Here is a 14,896-nt window from a genome sequence, read left to right on the forward strand (position 1 = left end):
ATGGCACTACGGGGACTGGGAAGCGTTCCCGAAGTGACGGTCGTACATGGTGTGGTGGTACCACATCGCGACGTCGTGAAGCTGATGGTGGAGGCGGTGCCGACCTCTTGCTCCTCAGGGCATCCTAGGGTGTAAGCGGATCCCGGGGCCGGCGACCGTCGGCCCCGGGAAGGCGTGAAGCGGTGATGCAGGAGCGAGCGGTCATGCAGGCCGTCCGTCGACTACTACCAGGTCTGCTCGCTGGCTCGTACGAGGACCTCGTTGACGGCGACCCGGCGGTCCCGGGTGACGATGTAGGACACGGTGTCGGTGATGTCCTCGGGCGCAGCAGTTCCATGCCCTGAATCTGACGCTCGATGGCCTGCCGCACGGCATCGCGGAGATGGGTGCTCAGCTCGGTGTCCAGGGTGCCGGGCTCGACCACGCTCACTCGCAGGTGCTTCTCCATGACCTCCTGCCGCAGGGCCTCGGTGAATCCGTTGACGCCGAACTTCCTCAGGTTGTAAACAGCCGTGCCGGGCCGTGCGACCCGGCCGGCCGTGGAGCTGATGTTGACCAGATCCGCCACGCCTCGCGGCGAGTCCTCCGCAGCGCGCAGGAGATGCGGCCACGCGGCATGAGCAATGTAGAGCAGGCCCTGGACGTTGACCTCGAGCATCTGCTCCCACTCTCCGAGCGGCGAGTCCCCTATCTGCCCGACACCCATGAAGCCGGCGTTGTTGACGACGGTGTCCAGGCGGCCGAGTTGGGCCACCACAGTGCCCACCGCGGCGGCGGCCTGCCGCTGATCGGTGATGTCTGCCTCCACCACGAGAGCCGTGCCTCCATCGATCCGGATCTTGTCGGCGAGCTGCTCAAGCCGCTCACGCCGCCGTCCGAGGACGGCGGCCGCACCCTCGGCGGCGAGGCTGCGGGCGGTCGCCTCTCCGATCCCACTGCTCGCGCCGGTCACGAGCGCCACGGTGTTGCTGGGTCGTGTGGTGGCTTGACCTCGACGACCAGCGGCACGTACCCGTCACGCCGAACAAGGAAGGCCGGGTCGTGATCCCGCACTGTGGAGGACCAATACGTGCCCGAGTAGTGCTTCTGCTCGCGCCGCCAGCGAAACGTCCGCCAAGGCCTCGACGGCCCGAGGTCATCGACGCCCGTCGAAGGCCAAGGCCGGTCCTCCTCGATCGTCCCGTCCGTACGACGCAGACTCACGGAGACTTCGTCGACGACGCGCGACACGCCCCACCCCCGAGCAACAAGGGCGCGATATCAGAGCCGGCCTCAATCAGCTGAGCTGCCCCAGGGTCACACCGGAGCACACCGCCTTCACAGCCGAAAGTACGATCCGCACTACTGCGAGTGAACCATCAAACGCGCATTCGTCTTACCGTGCTGTCCTTTGGGTCGGACATGGGCCAAGCCTCATGAGAAAAGGACAAGCGAAATGAGAACCTACAAGATCCACGCCCGGGAAGATCCACGCCCCCATCCCGGTTGGTAGAAGCGTGAACGAATCGCGTGAGGTCGAGGTCGTCGTCATCGGCGCTGGTCAGGCCGGGCTGTCCAGCGCCTACCATCTGCGGCGCACCGGTTTCGAGCCCGACCGCGACTTCGTGGTCCTCGACCACTCCCCCGCGCCGGGCGGCGCCTGGCAGTTCCGGTGGCCCTCACTGACGTACGGCAAGGTGCACGGGATGCACGCGCTGCCCGGCATGGAGCTGACGGACGCCGATCCCGCGCGGCCCTCGGCGGAGGTGATCGGTGAGTACTTCGACCGGTACGAGCGCACCTTCGACCTGCGCGTCCGACGGCCCGTCGACGTGCGGGCGGTACGGGAAGGCGACGGGGGGCGGCTGCTCGTCGAGACCTCGGACGGCACTTGGTCGACGCGTGCCCTGATCAATGCGACCGGCACATGGGACCGGCCGTTCTTGCCGCGCTATCCCGGTCAGGAGACTTTCCGCGGGCGGCAGTTGCACACCGCGCAGTACGCCGGACCCGAGGAGTTCGCCGGACAGCGCGTCGTGGTCGTGGGCGGCGGCGCCTCGGGCACCCAGCACCTGCTGGAGCTGGCCCCGTACGCGGCCGCGACCACCTGGGTCACCCGGCGCCCTCCGGTGTTCCGCGAGGGGCCGTTCAACGAGGAGGCGGGCCGCTCGGCCGTCGCGCTGGTGGAGGAGCGGGTACGTCAGGGGCTGCCCCCGCGCAGTGTGGTCTCGGTCACCGGGCTTCCCCTCAACGACGCCGTCCGGCAGGGGCTCGCGGACGGAGTCCTGGACCGGCAGCCGATGTTCGACCGGATCACCCCGGACGGCGTGGAGTGGGCCGATGGACGGCACGTCAGCGCGGATGTGATCCTCTGGGCGACCGGGTTCCGCGCCGCGCTGGACCATCTCCGTCCGCTGCGGCTGCGCGAGCCGGGCGGCGGGATCCGGGTCGAGGGCACCCGGGCGGTGGCCGATCCACGCGTCCATCTCGTCGGCTACGGCCCGTCGGCCAGCACCATCGGCGCGAACCGGGCGGGCCGCGCGGCCGTCCGGGACATCAGGCGACTGCTCGGCGAGGACCAGCCGGTCGCCGCATGACGTCCCGCCGGGTCAGTTGACCGAGGGCCGCGGGGAGGCCGGGGTCCGGCTCGGGCTGTGCGACTCGCCCGCGCCCTGGTGGAGGGAGTTGAACTCCGCCACGTTGCGCATGTGCGTCCTGTAGTCGGAGGTGAAGCGGGTGTCTCCCGGCTTGACCGTGACGAAGTACAGCCAGTCGCCCGGCGCCGGGTTGAGCGTGGCCTGCATCGCGTCCTCGCCGGGGTTGCCGATCGGTGTGGGCGGCAGACCCATGCGCTGGTAGGAGTTGTAGGGGCTCTCGATGCGTGTGTCGTCCTGACTGGTGTCGAGGGTGCTGCGGCGCAGCGCGTAGTTGATCGTCGAGTCCATCTGCAGCGGCATCCCGCGCTTGAGCCGGTTGAAGACGACCCGGGCGACCTTTCTCATGTCCGCCTTCGTCGCGGCCTCGGCCTGGACGATGCTGGCGATGGTGACGGTCTGGTAGACGTTCATCGTGTTGCGCTGCGCCCCGGCCGCGATCGGCGCCGCGTTGAACTTGCTGTCGGCGGTGTCGACCATGAAGCGCAGCACGGACTCGGGCGTCGCCCCCTTGTACAGGGGATACGTCGCCGGGAAGAGATAGCCCTCCGGGTTGCCCGCGGCGTCGCTCGGCAGCTTCAGACCGGCCTTCCCCACGGACTTGCGCGTGCTTCCTGGAGGCAGCCGGAGGGCTTTGTCGATCGCGTCGTACACCTGGCTCGCGCGCCAGCCCTCCGGGACGACCAGTGCCGCGGTCAGCGTCTGTTCGGGTCCGTTGTCCAGCGTCAGCAGCGGCACCGCCACGGCGGCGCCGACCACGGCGGCGCCGGCCACGACGAGGGCGAGTTTCCCCCGGCGTGTCAGTCGACTCGTGCCTCGTGGCGGAATCTTCGTCTGCATGCGGGTACGGTAATACGCATATCGCCCCAATCCCGACATATGGTCAGCCTGTCGGTTCGCAGCGTCAGCGCGTCGGTCACGGCGCGTTCGGCTCGGCCGCGTTCAGCTCGTCGGTTCCAGCTGCGCGTCCCGGCGCACCAGTGCGGCGTACCGCCCGTCCCGTTCCAGCAGTTCCTCGTGGGTGCCTCGTTCGGCGACCCGTCCGGAGTCGAGGACCACGATCTGGTCGGCGCCGCGGATCGTGGACAGGCGGTGGGCGATGGTGATCGTCGTCCGGTCGGCCGACAGGGCGTCGATCGCCTCCTGGACGGCGGCCTCCGTACGGGTGTCGAGAGCGCTGGTCGCCTCGTCCAGGATGAGGACGGGCGGATCGCGCAGGATGGTGCGGGCGATCGCGAGGCGCTGTTTCTCACCGCCGGAGAAGCGGTGGCCGCGCTCGCCGACGACCGTGTCGTAACCGTCGGGCAGCGCGGCTATGTGGTCGTGGATCTGCGCCGCTCCGGCCGCCGCCCGGAGTTCCTCGTCCGTGGCGTCCGGTTTGGCGAAGCGGAGGTTGTCGGCGACCGAGGCGTGGAAGAGGTACGTCTCCTGCGAGACGACGCCGACCGCGCGGGCGAGGGTGTCGAAGTCCAGGTCCCGGACGTCGACGCCGTCGATGGTCACGCGCCCCCCGGTCACGTCGTAGAGGCGGGGCACCAGATAGCCGAGCGTGGACTTTCCGGCACCGGTCGGGCCGACGACCGCGAGGCTGCCGCCCGCGGGCACGGTGACGTCGACGCCGTCGAGGACGGGGCGGGACCTGTCGTCGCTGTCGTAGCGGAACTCGACGTCCTCGAAGCGGACTTCGCCCTTGACCTGGTCGAGGTGGACGGGCCGCTCGCGCTCGGTGATGTCGATGGGCAGGTCAAGGTACTCGAAGATGCGCTGGAAGAGGGCGAAGGAGGTCTGGATCTGGACACCCGTGGCGAGCAGGCTCACGGCGGGCCGGAACAGTCCCTGCTGGAGCGAGACGAAGGCGACGATGGTGCCGAGCGAGACCTTGGGGCCGCCGAACTGCAGGGCCAGGCCCGCCGTCCAGTAGATGACGGCCGGCATCGCGGCCATGACGATCGTGATCACGGCCATGCGCCAGCGCCCGGCCATGTTCGACTTCACTTCGAGGTCGACCAGGCGCTCGGACTCCTCGGCGAAGGACGCGGTGAGCGAGTCGGAGCGGCCCATCGTGCGGCCGAGCAGGATGCCGCTGACCGAGAGCGACTCGGTGACGGTGGCGGCCATCGCGGCCATCTGCTTCTGCCGCTGCGTGGTGATCCTCTTGCGTTCGTTGCCGACGCGGCGGCTGATCCACACGAACACCGGCAGCAGGAGCAGCGAGACGATGGTGAGCCGCCAGTCGAGGGCGATCATCGCGACGATCGTGGCGACCACGCTGGTGACGTTGGAGACCAGGGAGGTGGCGGTCGAGGTGACGGTGGCCTGCATGCCGCCGATGTCATTGGCGATCCGGGACTGCACCTCGCCGGTACGCGTGCGCGTGAAGAAGGCGAGCGACATGCGCTGCAGCCGGCCGTAGACGGCGGTGCGCAGGTCGTGCATGACGCGCTGGCCGACGGTCGTCGAGATCAGCGTCTGGAGCACGCCGAAGACGCTGGAGAGGACGGCACTGAGGATCATGCCGAGCGCGAGCAGGCTGAGCAGGCCGGTGCGGCCCTCGGGGATCGCGACGTCCAGCGTCTCCTTGAGCAGGAACGGCGTGGCCACCGAGACCAGCGAGGCGGCGCCGACCAGCAGGCCGACGACCGCGAGCCGGCCGCGGTAGGGACGGAAGAGCTTCAAGATGCGGCGCACCTGCCGGGGCTGTTCCTTGGCGTCGGCAGGCGGGGTCCAGGACGGTTCTCGATCGGGATGCATGGGCTCCTACGGAGGTGTACGGGCGCCGGTCGGGGTCGGCCGGCGATGACGAACGGATCGTAGCTCATTGTTACCTATACTCACAATGAACGGCATCCTGATATTGTTCCCGCATGACCACCCCCGATCCCGACGGCCTGCTCGCCGAGCAGTTGCTGCGGCTGACCCGCCGGGTGCACCGCATCCAGAAACGCCATCTGGAACGGCACGACCTGGGCGTCACCCCGGCCCAGTCCCGGCTGCTGCGCACCCTCGCGCACTACGCCTCGCCCCCGCGCATGGCCGACCTCGCCGAGCGCCTGGAGGTGGTGCCGCGCGCGGTGACGACGCTGGTCGACGGGCTGGAGGCAAGCGGGAAGGTACGGCGGGTGCCGGATCCGGCGAACCGGCGGGTGACCCGGATCGAGCTGACGGACGACGGGCGTACGACCCTGCGCGAGCTGCGCGGCGCACGCCGCTCGGCGGCCGAGGAGATCCTCGCTCCGCTGACGGAGAAGGAACGCCAGGTGCTCGGCGTGCTGCTGGACACACTCATCGACGGGGACGGCGGCCAGCGCTGCTGAATCCGGCGCACCGGGCACGGCGCACGGCACGGCGGGCCGCACACCACCCTCGGTGACGGCCCGCCGGTATGTGCTCAGCAGCGTTCGCGATCCTCCGTCAGCACTCCCTGGACCGTGGTCAGCGAACGGTCGTAGCAGCCGTCGGAGCCGTACAGCCGGTAGCGCTCGGTCGACGTGCCGACGGCGTGCCGCTGGTCGCGCGGAACGTTGATCGTGTACGCCGCGTCGCCGCTGTAGGTGTCGTCGAGCCGCGACCACGCGGTGCGACGGCCGTCCCGCAGTTCCACGACCGACGCGCGGTCGCCGAGCGTCAGCACGGTGCGCAGCCGGTCGTCCGCGCCGATGGTCGTCGTGCCGTTCATGGTGTACGTCCGGTCGGTGTGCGTCGTCCGCGCGGGACCGTGCCCGCCGACGGTGACCGTCTGGTCGTCGGACCAGGTCGCGTCCAGCCCGTCCGTGTTCTCCCCGTCGGTCCAGCGGTGGACGGAGGTGTTGGCGAGTATCCGGGTGACGGTGGTGGTCACGCGGCCGTGCGAGGTGTCGAGGTATCCGGACACGGTGAGCCGGTGTCCCGCCTCGGTGTTGACGCGGTTCTCCGAACCGGGGGTGTAGGTGGAGGAGTTGGCGATGTCCGTCGCCCTGTTCCCGGTGAGCGCCCCCGTGACGTGGGCGCGGTGCGCGTCCTGCCAGACCAGGACGTTCACCGGCGCGCTCCAGCCCGACTGCCCCGCGGGCACGCCGACGACGGAGACCTCGACACGGTGCGCACGCCCGTCGTTGAGCAGGCCCGCGAAAGGTGTGAGGTCGTATTCGATCGGCCGGACGTCGAAGGCACCCGGCGCCGGAACGACGTACCACAGGAAGGGGTTGGACCAGCCGCCGGTCCACACGTTCGGGAACGGCGCGGCGATTCCGGCGAGTTGACCGTCGACCTTGATCTGCACCTCGCGGTAGGGGCCGTGATCGGCCTTGCAGGAGTACGACGCCGGGTCGGCCACGGTCAGGTACCAGAACTCCTCGCAGCCGCCGCCCGAACCGGTCGCGTAGACCTCGGCGACGATCCGCTCGCTGTTGCGCGGGGTGGTAAGGGTCGTACCGTCGGGTGTGTCGGCGAGGGTGAGCACGCGGTCGGGGGTCTGCCGCGGGGGATGGCCCGCGTAGAAGGTCAGAGTGACGTGCACGTCGATGACGCCGGTGTAGGTGTCGTTCACGACGTTGCCGATCAGCATCTCGACGTCCTGCGGGCTGCGGAAGGTGTCGCTGTAGCGGGTGACGTCCTTCTCGACGTGCCATTCGATGCCGTCGGGCGAGGGCTCCGGGGTGGAGGTGCGCAGGATCTCCACCCCACCGACGTGCAGATAGCCGAGACGGTCGTACTGACGGCCCTTCACCTTGCCGTCGAGCCGCAGCACCACCTTGCTCCAGTGGTCGCCGCAGCCCTGGGGCGGGGTGTACGCGCCCCGGTACGGCGTGAAGTCGCGGAACTGGGCGTCGGCCAGCGTAACCTGGCACGACGTGGTGTGCGGCCGCTCGACGGGCGGCGCCGCGGTGACCGGGTCGTGCCAGTCGGTGCCGAACTCGGCCGGGACGTCGGCCGCTTGGGCGGCAGCGGCGCCGGTGCTGAAGAGCGCGCTCGCCAGGAGGGTCGCTCCGGCAAGCATGGACATGACTATCCGTCTTCTCATGGCCGGTGTTCTACGGCCGGTCGGGGCCGGCCCGCAATGACGCCTCAGGGGAACGGCGCGATCGGGCGCCGGGCGCATCGGCGCCGGGCCGCCCTTCACGCATGCGGCTGCCCGGATCGCGCTAGGCCCCTTCTGGCTGCCGGACGGCGTCCGCGCCGGTCCGTCAGGCGCGCAGTGCCGCCCGGTCGCCCATCACCATGACCGGATGCTGTGCCGGGTCGAGCGTGCGCAGCAGGAACTCCATGGCGTCCTTGGACACGCTGACGCACGCGGACGTGCCGTCGCCGTGGTCGAGATGCAGCCAGATGCCGCCGCCCTTGTCGTCACCCTGGGGGCGCGTGCCGTCGTGCGGCGGGGTGCCCGGGAGACGGTTGTAGTCGATGGCGATGACGTAGTCGAAGTCGTGCTGGTGCGCCTCACCCCAGTCGGCCGGCGGCGCGTAGGCGACCGCGTCCTGGTCGTACGGCAGGAGGGTGCCCGGGTCGTCGAGCACACCTCCCGCGTCGGAGAGACCGAACACGCCGACGGGGCTGCGCTCGTCGCCCATGTGGTGGTCCGTGGTCCAGCCGTTCCGGCCGTTGTGCGCCGGCCAGTCGGCCACCGGCCGCCACTCCGGGCCCTCCCGGGTGTAGAGCACGACCGTGGAGTCGGGCGAGTCCTCGCCCTCGCCGTACACCGCGACGACCTGACTGGAGTCAGGGGGGATCTGCCGGCCCAGCCGGTCACCGACGCCAGGGATCCGGGTCGCGTCGGTCGTGGGGGCGGCCGACACCGGGGCCGACGCCGCGGTCGACGCCGCGGTCGACGCCGCGCTCGACGCCGCGCTCGACGCCGCGCTCGACACAGTCGGGCTCGGCCCGGCCTGGCCGCGGGAGCCCGTCGCCCCGCCGGCGCGGGCCGGGCCGGAGGCATCGGTGCCGCACGCCGACAGAGTCGCCAGGAGAGTCCCAAAAGCCGTCACCGCGACCGTCATTCGCCGCACACTGTGGATCCACACGCGACCATCGTGGCACCACGTAACGGCCCATTGCGCGATCTTCCGGACATTCGGGTGACGGCCGAACGCACGCGCTCGACCGGCCGGCCACCTGTCCGGCGAACGCCGTCCACCACGACCCCGACCGGGTCCGGTCCCGGTGTCAGCGGCCGGAAGCCGGTGGACTTCGCCGTTCCACCGGGAAAACCGTTTGAAATTCACCACCGAGCGACGCGAACCTTTCACGGCTTGTCACCGCTCTTCGCCGCCTCCCCACTTCACCCCATCCCCTCGTCCCCCTCGTCATCCTTTCCCTCCTGACACGAGCCACTGGATCGTCATGCAGATTCAAGACCTTCCGTACTCCGATCCGGGCGTCCCGGACGCACGTTCGGGCCCCCGATTCCTGTGGTGGCTCGGGCGGAACCAACTGGGCGGGCAGCTGAAGGCGCTCGCCTGGGGCCTGCTGCACTTCGTCTCCGTCTCTGCCCTGCCCTTCTGCGTCGGCCTGGCCGTCCAGGCGGTCGTCGACCGCTCCGGCGTCCGGCTCGCCCTGACGGGCGGTCTGATGCTGCTGTGCGGCACGGGCATCGCCCTCGGCGACACCTTCCTGCACCGGACCGCCGTCACCAACTGGATCACGGCCGCCGCCCGCGTCCAGCAACTGCTGGCGCGCAAGGCGGCCCAGCTCGGCTCCGCCCTGACCCGGCGGGTCGCCGCCGGCGAGGTGGTGGCGGTCTCCACCGGCGACGTCGAGAAGATCGGCTGGTTCGTCGAGGCGGTCTCCCGGTTCACCGCGGCCGCCCTGACGGTCGTGGTGGTCTGTGTCGGCCTCCTCGTCTACCAGCCCGCCCTGGGCGTGATCGTCGCCGTCGGACTGCCGGTCGTGGCGCTCGCGGTGCTGCCGCTGCTGCCCCGGGCGACGCGCCGCGCCGATGTGCAGCGCGAGAAGGCGGGCCGGGCCACCGAGCTCGCCTCGGACACGGTCGCCGGGCTGCGGGTGCTGCGCGGCATCGGCGGTGAGGAGCTCTTCCTCGACCGCTACCGCCGTGCCTCGCAGGAGGTACGGCACGCCGCGGTGCGCAGCGCCCGGATGTGGTCGCTGATCTCCTCCGTCCAGGTGCTGTTGCCCGGCCTGCTGCTCATCGCCGTCGTCTGGCACGGCATCCACCTGGCCCGCCAGGGCCGGATCACCGTCGGCGAACTCGTCACCGTCTACAGCGCGGTGATGATCCTGAACTATCCGCTGCGCCATTTCGAAGAGATCGCGATGGCCTACTCCTTCTCCCGCCCCTCGGCCAAACGGGCGGCCCGCGTGCTGTCACTGGAGCGGTCCACGGCCACCGAAGGCACCCTCGAGGCGGAAGTGCCGGGCGGCGACCTGTACGACCCCGGCACCGGTCTGCTCGCTCCCGCCGGCCGCCTGACCGCCGTGGTCTGCGGCGACCCGGACGCGGCGGGCAGGCTCGCGGAGCGGCTCGGCGGCCATCCGACCGAGCCGGGCCGCTCGGTGCTGCTCGGCGGGGTCGCCCTGGACGACCTTCCCCTGGACAGCGCGCGCACCGCCGTCCTCGTCCAGGACAAGGATCCGGTGCTGCTGTCCGGCACGCTGCGCGAACTGCTCGACGTGCCCGCCTCGGGAGCCGTACAGGCAGCGGACGCGCTGGCCGCGGCGCAGTGCGACGACGTCCTCGACGCGCTCGTCCAGGGATCCCTGGACGCCGCCGACCCGATGGACGCCCGCATCACCGAGCGCGGACGGTCCCTGTCGGGCGGCCAGCGCCAGCGGCTCGCCCTCGCCCGGTCGCTGATCACCGACCCCGAGGTGCTGGTGCTCGACGAGCCGACCTCCGCGGTCGACTCACACACCGAGGCACGGATCGCGGACGGACTGCGCCGGCTGCGCTCGGGACGCACGACCGTGGTGTTCACCTCCTCACCGCTGATGCTGGACCGCGCGGACCGGGTCGTCCTGGTCCACGACGGCGAGGTCGCGGCGGTCGGCGTGCACCGCGAACTGGTCGACAGCGAGCCGCGATACCGGGCCGTGGTCACCCGGGAGACGGACGACGAACTGGCCGAAACCGACGAGGCCGCCCTGGTGGGCGCCCGCCCGGAGCTGGAAGAGATCGAGGAGAGCGCATGATCGGCATTGCGCCACCGGCGTACGACCCGGCGGCCCCGACGACCGCCACCACCCTGCCCGTCGGCGCGGCCGCGACCGTGCGCGCCTATGTCGCCGAGCTGTTCCGCCGGCACCGCCGGGCGTTCCTGCTGCTCATCGGCGTCAACACGGTGGCCGTGATCGCCTCCATGGTGGGTCCGTACCTGCTCGGCGACCTGGTCGAGCGGGTGTCCGACCGGTCCCGTGAGCTTCATCTGGGCCTGACCGCCGGGCTGTTCGTGATCGCGCTGCTGGTGCAGGCCGTCTTCACCCGTCAGGTGCGGCTGCGGGGGGCGATGCTCGGCGAGCGGATGCTGGCCGACCTGCGCGAGGACTTCCTCGTCCGGTCGGTCGGGCTGCCGCCGGGCGTGCTGGAACGGGCGGGGACGGGCGATCTGCTCTCCCGCATCACCACCGACATCGACCGCCTGGCCAACGCGATGCGCGAGGCCGTGCCGCAGCTCGCGATCGGTGTCGTGTGGGCCCTGCTGCTGCTCGGCGGGCTCGTCGTGACGGCTCCGCCACTGGCTGCCGCGGTGCTGCTCGCCGTGCCGGTGCTGGTGGCCGGGTGCCGCTGGTACTTCAGACGGGCGCCCTCCGGCTACCGCTCCGAAGCCGCCGGATACGCGGCCGTCGCCGCCGCGCTCGCCGAGACGGTGGACGCGGGCCACACCATCGAGGCGCACCGGCTCGGCGCCCGCCGCGTCGCCCTGTCGGAGCGGCGGATCAAGGAGTGGACCGCCTGGGAGCGGTACACGCTGTGGCTGCGGTCCGTGCTCTTCCCGGTCATCAACGCCGTGCACGTCATCGTGCTCGGCTCGGTGCTGATGGTCGGCGGGGCGTTCGTCCTGAACGGCTGGATCGGTGTGGGGCAGCTGACCACCGGCGCCCTCATCGCGCAGATGCTCGTCGACCCGGTGAACCTGATCCTGCGCTGGTACGACGAGGTGCAGGTCGCCCAGGTGTCGCTGGGCCGCCTGGTCGGTGTGCGGGACATCGAGCCGGACGCCGGGGACGCCTCGCTGGCGCCGGACGGGCGGGACGTGCGGGCCGACCAGGTGCACTTCGGCTACCGCGAGGGCGTCGACGTGCTGCGCCAGGTGTCCCTGGAGGTCGCCCCGGGCACCCGGCTGGCCCTGGTGGGCCCCTCGGGCGCGGGCAAGTCCACCCTGGGCAGGCTGCTCGCCGGGATCTACGCACCCCGCGACGGTCGGATCACCCTGGGCGACGCGGAGCTGTCCCGGATGCCCGCGGAACGCGTCCGGTCGCACGTCGCCCTGGTCAATCAGGAACACCACGTGTTCGTCGGCTCCCTGCGCGACAACCTCCTGCTGGCCCGCACCGATGCGACAGACGCCGAGCTGTGGGAGGCGCTGGGCGCGGTTGACGCGGACGGCTGGGCACGGGCACTGGACGACGGCCTGGACACCGAGGTCGGCTCCGGCGGTCTTGCGCTGACCCCGGCGCAGGCCCAGCAGATCGCGCTGGCCCGGCTGGTGCTCGCCGATCCGCACACGCTGGTCCTGGACGAGGCGACCTCGCTGCTGGACCCGCGCGCCGCCCGGCATCTGGAGCGCTCCCTGGCCCGGGTCCTCGACGGCCGCACCGTGGTCGCCATCGCCCACCGTCTGCACACCGCCCATGACGCCGACGTGATCGCCGTCGTGGAGGACGGCCGCATCAGCGAGCTGGGCAGCCATCACGAGCTGGTCGAGGCGGACGGCGCGTACGCGGCGCTGTGGCGGTCCTGGCACGGCTGACGCTCCGGCGAGCACGCGGGCGACCGGTACCGAGGCGCAGCAACTGCGGTCAAGGCCGGTCCCCGCGCTCGCGGCGCCGCTCCCGGCGGTGACCGGTTGCGCACCGCCGGGTGCGGTGACCGCGACTGCCGGATCTTCGGACGACCTGTGTGCGGCGGGCGGGCGCGCGGCGAGGGCCGCCGCCGGCGCTCGGCCCCGCCGGGTCGGGCCGGACAGGTCGGCAGCCGCGCCTTCCGGCACTTCGGGCAGCCGGTCCATCGCGAGCGGGCGCCCGGTAGGACCCGCCGGCACTGCACCGAGCCAGGTCACGGCGGGCAGGTGCGCCGCCGCCTCTGCCGGCACCTCGGGCAGCCGGGCCACGGCGAGCGGGCCCGCTGTGGGGTATGACCGGTGCCGGATCTCCGGCGTGGGCAGTGACCGGCGCCCGTGCCGTTGCGCGGTCCCGAGCAGGGGTGGAAGTCTGGAGAACGGCACCGGTGTGGGGAACGCCCTCGAACCATCCGGTTCGCGACGCGTGAACCTCGCGCCACGCGTGCCGGCGGCCCGCTCCCCATAGCGGTGGCACATGGCCGTCCTCACCACCTGGAGGTACTCGTGGACAGCGTCGACGGCTGGGGGGACGACGTCTACCAGCCCGATCCCTCGGAGATCCGGGAGGACTCGGGGGTGCTCGACGTCGAGGACACACTGGATTTCGACGGCGTCTCGGACCCGCTCGACCGTGGCTGGTCCCCGCCCGAGCGACCCTGGGCGGTGGAGCACACAGGGGTGACGGCGGCCGAACGCCAGGCGGGCGAGACCCTCGACCAGCGGCTCGCCGAGGAGCAGCCCGACCTCGTCGCCCGCGACGGCGACGACATCGGTGACCGCGACACCGACGGGGAACTCCTCGACAACGAGGTCGGCAACCTCCGCTCCGGTCGGCTGGTGGCCCCGGACGAGGGGGCGCACGAGGACGAGGAGGCCGCCCTCGTCGCCAATGACGTCGGCATCGACGGCGCCGCCGCCTCCGCCGAGGAGGCCGCGATGCACATCGTCGACGAGGACTCCCTGCCCGGCTGACCCGCTGGCTCCGGTCGACCCGCCCGCGCCCTGCCCGACCGCCTCGCAGGAGGAGCAGCCATGCAGCAGGACAAGCACCCCGACTACCACCCCGTGGTCTTCCGTGACCGGGCCGCCGGCTACGCGTTCCTGACCCGCTCGACCGCACAGAGCGAGCAGACCATCGAGTGGGACGACGGCCAGACCTACCCCGTGATCGACGTGGAGATCTCCTCGGAGAGCCACCCCTTCTACACGGGCAAGGCCCGCACGGTCGACACCGAGGGCCGTGTCGCCCGCTTCGAGCGCCGGTACGGCGGGGCGGAGGCCGGCGAGGCGACCTGATCCCCAGGGGCACCTCGGGCAGGGGTACCTCCGGCCGGGTGCCGGGCGCCTCGGATGCACGGCGTGCCTCGCATCCGAGGGGTGCCTCAGATGACGTTGAGGGCCGCCGCGCAGCCCACGCCGCCGAGGAGCATGAACACGGGCATCAGCACCTTCAGCTCCACCCAGCTCCCGGCCCGGAACCGCATCACCTTCGGCGGCCCCACGGGGTACCAGCGCTTGCGGCCCAGGGGGATCGGCCACAGGATCGGGCAGCCGGACACCGTCAGCGCGTCCCCGATGTCGTGCACCAGCGCGCCGAGCACGATCGGCAGCCCCAGCCACAGGTACTGCTGGCCCGGTGCCGTGAACAGCCAGTCGGAGCCGTTGCCCGGCTTGTCCAGGACGCCCGCGAGAATCCACGCGGTGGTCGCCGCCAGCAGCCAGACCAGGACATCGCTGCTGGAGCCGCGTGCCGCCCGCCACAGCAGCCCCTCGATCGCCAGCACCATGTGCACGAACAGGATCGCCAGCACGGCCCAGCGGCCCCCCGCGATCGCCGCCGCCGAGCAGCCCGCGCCGATCAGCACCGCCCACAGCCAGGTGTGCGTCAGCGTTCGGTGACCTCCGGAACGGCGCGGGTCGCCCTTCATCCGGGTCGCCTTGTAGACGGCGTACGACAGCTTGTCCACGATCTCGCAGATCCAGCGTGAGATCGGCCCGAAGGCCCTGGAGATCGTGGCCGCCTTGTGATCGAGGTCCGGGGCGAGCGCGGCGCCGGCGCAGATCAGCGCGCCGCAGAGGAGGACCGGCCAGGGCATCGGGTGACCTGCCGCGGCGGCTGCCGCTCCGACGCCGAGCCAGGCCGCGGCCCCCGACAGTGAGTGTGCTGGTCCCATCATGGCCGCTTCCCGCCCCATTCCTCGTGTGCCGCTGTCCAGTTGACCTGGTGCGCTGACCTGTCGTCGGCGCCACAGCGTAGCGGCCGTGATCTTCCCG

The 14,896-nt window shown here is 71.4% G+C and carries 12 protein-coding genes; 6 read left to right on the forward strand and 6 right to left on the reverse strand.

From position 1 onward, the window contains the following. Window positions 1–124 precede the first annotated feature (124 nt). The gene (locus ACQPXS_RS09490) at window positions 125–952 is read right to left on the reverse strand and encodes an SDR family NAD(P)-dependent oxidoreductase (RefSeq protein WP_433448782.1); all 828 of its coding nucleotides are present in this window, start codon (window positions 950–952) and stop codon (window positions 125–127) included. 544 nt (window positions 953–1,496) lie between these two features. Between ACQPXS_RS09490 and ACQPXS_RS09495 the strand changes: the two genes are divergently transcribed. After that, the gene (locus ACQPXS_RS09495) at window positions 1,497–2,576 is read left to right on the forward strand and encodes an NAD(P)-binding domain-containing protein (protein ID WP_433448784.1); all 1,080 of its coding nucleotides are present in this window, start codon (window positions 1,497–1,499) and stop codon (window positions 2,574–2,576) included. 12 nt (window positions 2,577–2,588) lie between these two features. Here ACQPXS_RS09495 and mltG read toward each other — a convergent pair whose 3' ends face one another. Together mltG and ACQPXS_RS09505 are read right to left on the reverse strand one after the other, a co-directional pair. Further along, the gene (gene mltG, locus ACQPXS_RS09500) at window positions 2,589–3,473 is read right to left on the reverse strand and encodes an endolytic transglycosylase MltG (protein WP_433448786.1); all 885 of its coding nucleotides are present in this window, start codon (window positions 3,471–3,473) and stop codon (window positions 2,589–2,591) included. 102 nt (window positions 3,474–3,575) lie between these two features. Then, a complete protein-coding gene (locus tag ACQPXS_RS09505) occupies window positions 3,576–5,384 on the reverse strand; it encodes an ABC transporter ATP-binding protein (protein WP_433448788.1) in 1,809 nt (602 codons plus the stop codon). Between the two features lie 113 nt (window positions 5,385–5,497). Between ACQPXS_RS09505 and ACQPXS_RS09510 the strand changes: the two genes are divergently transcribed. After that, the gene (locus ACQPXS_RS09510; RefSeq protein WP_365327041.1) at window positions 5,498–5,947 is read left to right on the forward strand and encodes a MarR family winged helix-turn-helix transcriptional regulator; all 450 of its coding nucleotides are present in this window, start codon (window positions 5,498–5,500) and stop codon (window positions 5,945–5,947) included. 74 nt (window positions 5,948–6,021) lie between these two features. Here ACQPXS_RS09510 and ACQPXS_RS09515 read toward each other — a convergent pair whose 3' ends face one another. Together ACQPXS_RS09515 and ACQPXS_RS09520 are read right to left on the reverse strand one after the other, a co-directional pair. Further along, entirely contained in the window at window positions 6,022–7,632 is a 1,611-nt protein-coding gene (locus ACQPXS_RS09515; protein ID WP_433448791.1) for a peptide-N4-asparagine amidase, read from the reverse strand. Window positions 7,633–7,795: 163 nt separating this feature from the next. Then, window positions 7,796–8,605 (reverse strand): L,D-transpeptidase family protein, encoded by an 810-nt coding sequence (locus ACQPXS_RS09520; RefSeq protein WP_433448793.1) that lies wholly within the window; start codon window positions 8,603–8,605, stop codon window positions 7,796–7,798. A 343-nt stretch (window positions 8,606–8,948) separates the two neighbouring features. Here ACQPXS_RS09520 and ACQPXS_RS09525 point away from each other — a divergent pair, with 343 nt between their 5' ends. The 4 genes from ACQPXS_RS09525 to ACQPXS_RS09540 all read left to right on the forward strand — a co-directional run bounded on the left by ACQPXS_RS09525 (window position 8,949) and on the right by ACQPXS_RS09540 (window position 13,918). Next, complete coding sequence (locus ACQPXS_RS09525; protein ID WP_433448795.1) at window positions 8,949–10,754, forward strand: ABC transporter transmembrane domain-containing protein; 1,806 nt, start codon at window positions 8,949–8,951, stop codon at window positions 10,752–10,754. Then, window positions 10,751–12,532: an ABC transporter ATP-binding protein gene (locus ACQPXS_RS09530; RefSeq protein ID WP_433448797.1), complete on the forward strand. Its 1,782-nt coding sequence runs from the start codon at window positions 10,751–10,753 to the stop codon at window positions 12,530–12,532. Before ACQPXS_RS09525 ends, ACQPXS_RS09530 begins: the two co-directional genes overlap by 4 nt. Window positions 12,533–13,126: 594 nt before the next feature. Continuing rightward, on the forward strand, window positions 13,127–13,594 hold the full coding sequence (locus tag ACQPXS_RS09535) for a DUF5709 domain-containing protein (RefSeq protein ID WP_351804538.1): 468 nt from the start codon (window positions 13,127–13,129) through the stop codon (window positions 13,592–13,594). Window positions 13,595–13,654: 60 nt separating this feature from the next. Further along, the gene (locus ACQPXS_RS09540; protein ID WP_351804536.1) at window positions 13,655–13,918 is read left to right on the forward strand and encodes a type B 50S ribosomal protein L31; all 264 of its coding nucleotides are present in this window, start codon (window positions 13,655–13,657) and stop codon (window positions 13,916–13,918) included. An 86-nt stretch (window positions 13,919–14,004) separates the two neighbouring features. On the opposite strand, the gene ACQPXS_RS09545 is transcribed toward ACQPXS_RS09540, so the two are convergent. Then, window positions 14,005–14,799 carry a metal-dependent hydrolase gene (locus tag ACQPXS_RS09545; protein ID WP_351804534.1) on the reverse strand — a complete coding sequence of 265 codons (795 nt, stop codon included), beginning with the start codon at window positions 14,797–14,799 and terminating at the stop codon, window positions 14,005–14,007. Window positions 14,800–14,896 lie beyond the last annotated feature (97 nt).

The organism is Streptomyces sp. CA-142005, from assembly GCF_050942335.1.
GTDB lineage: Bacteria > Actinomycetota > Actinomycetes > Streptomycetales > Streptomycetaceae > Streptomyces.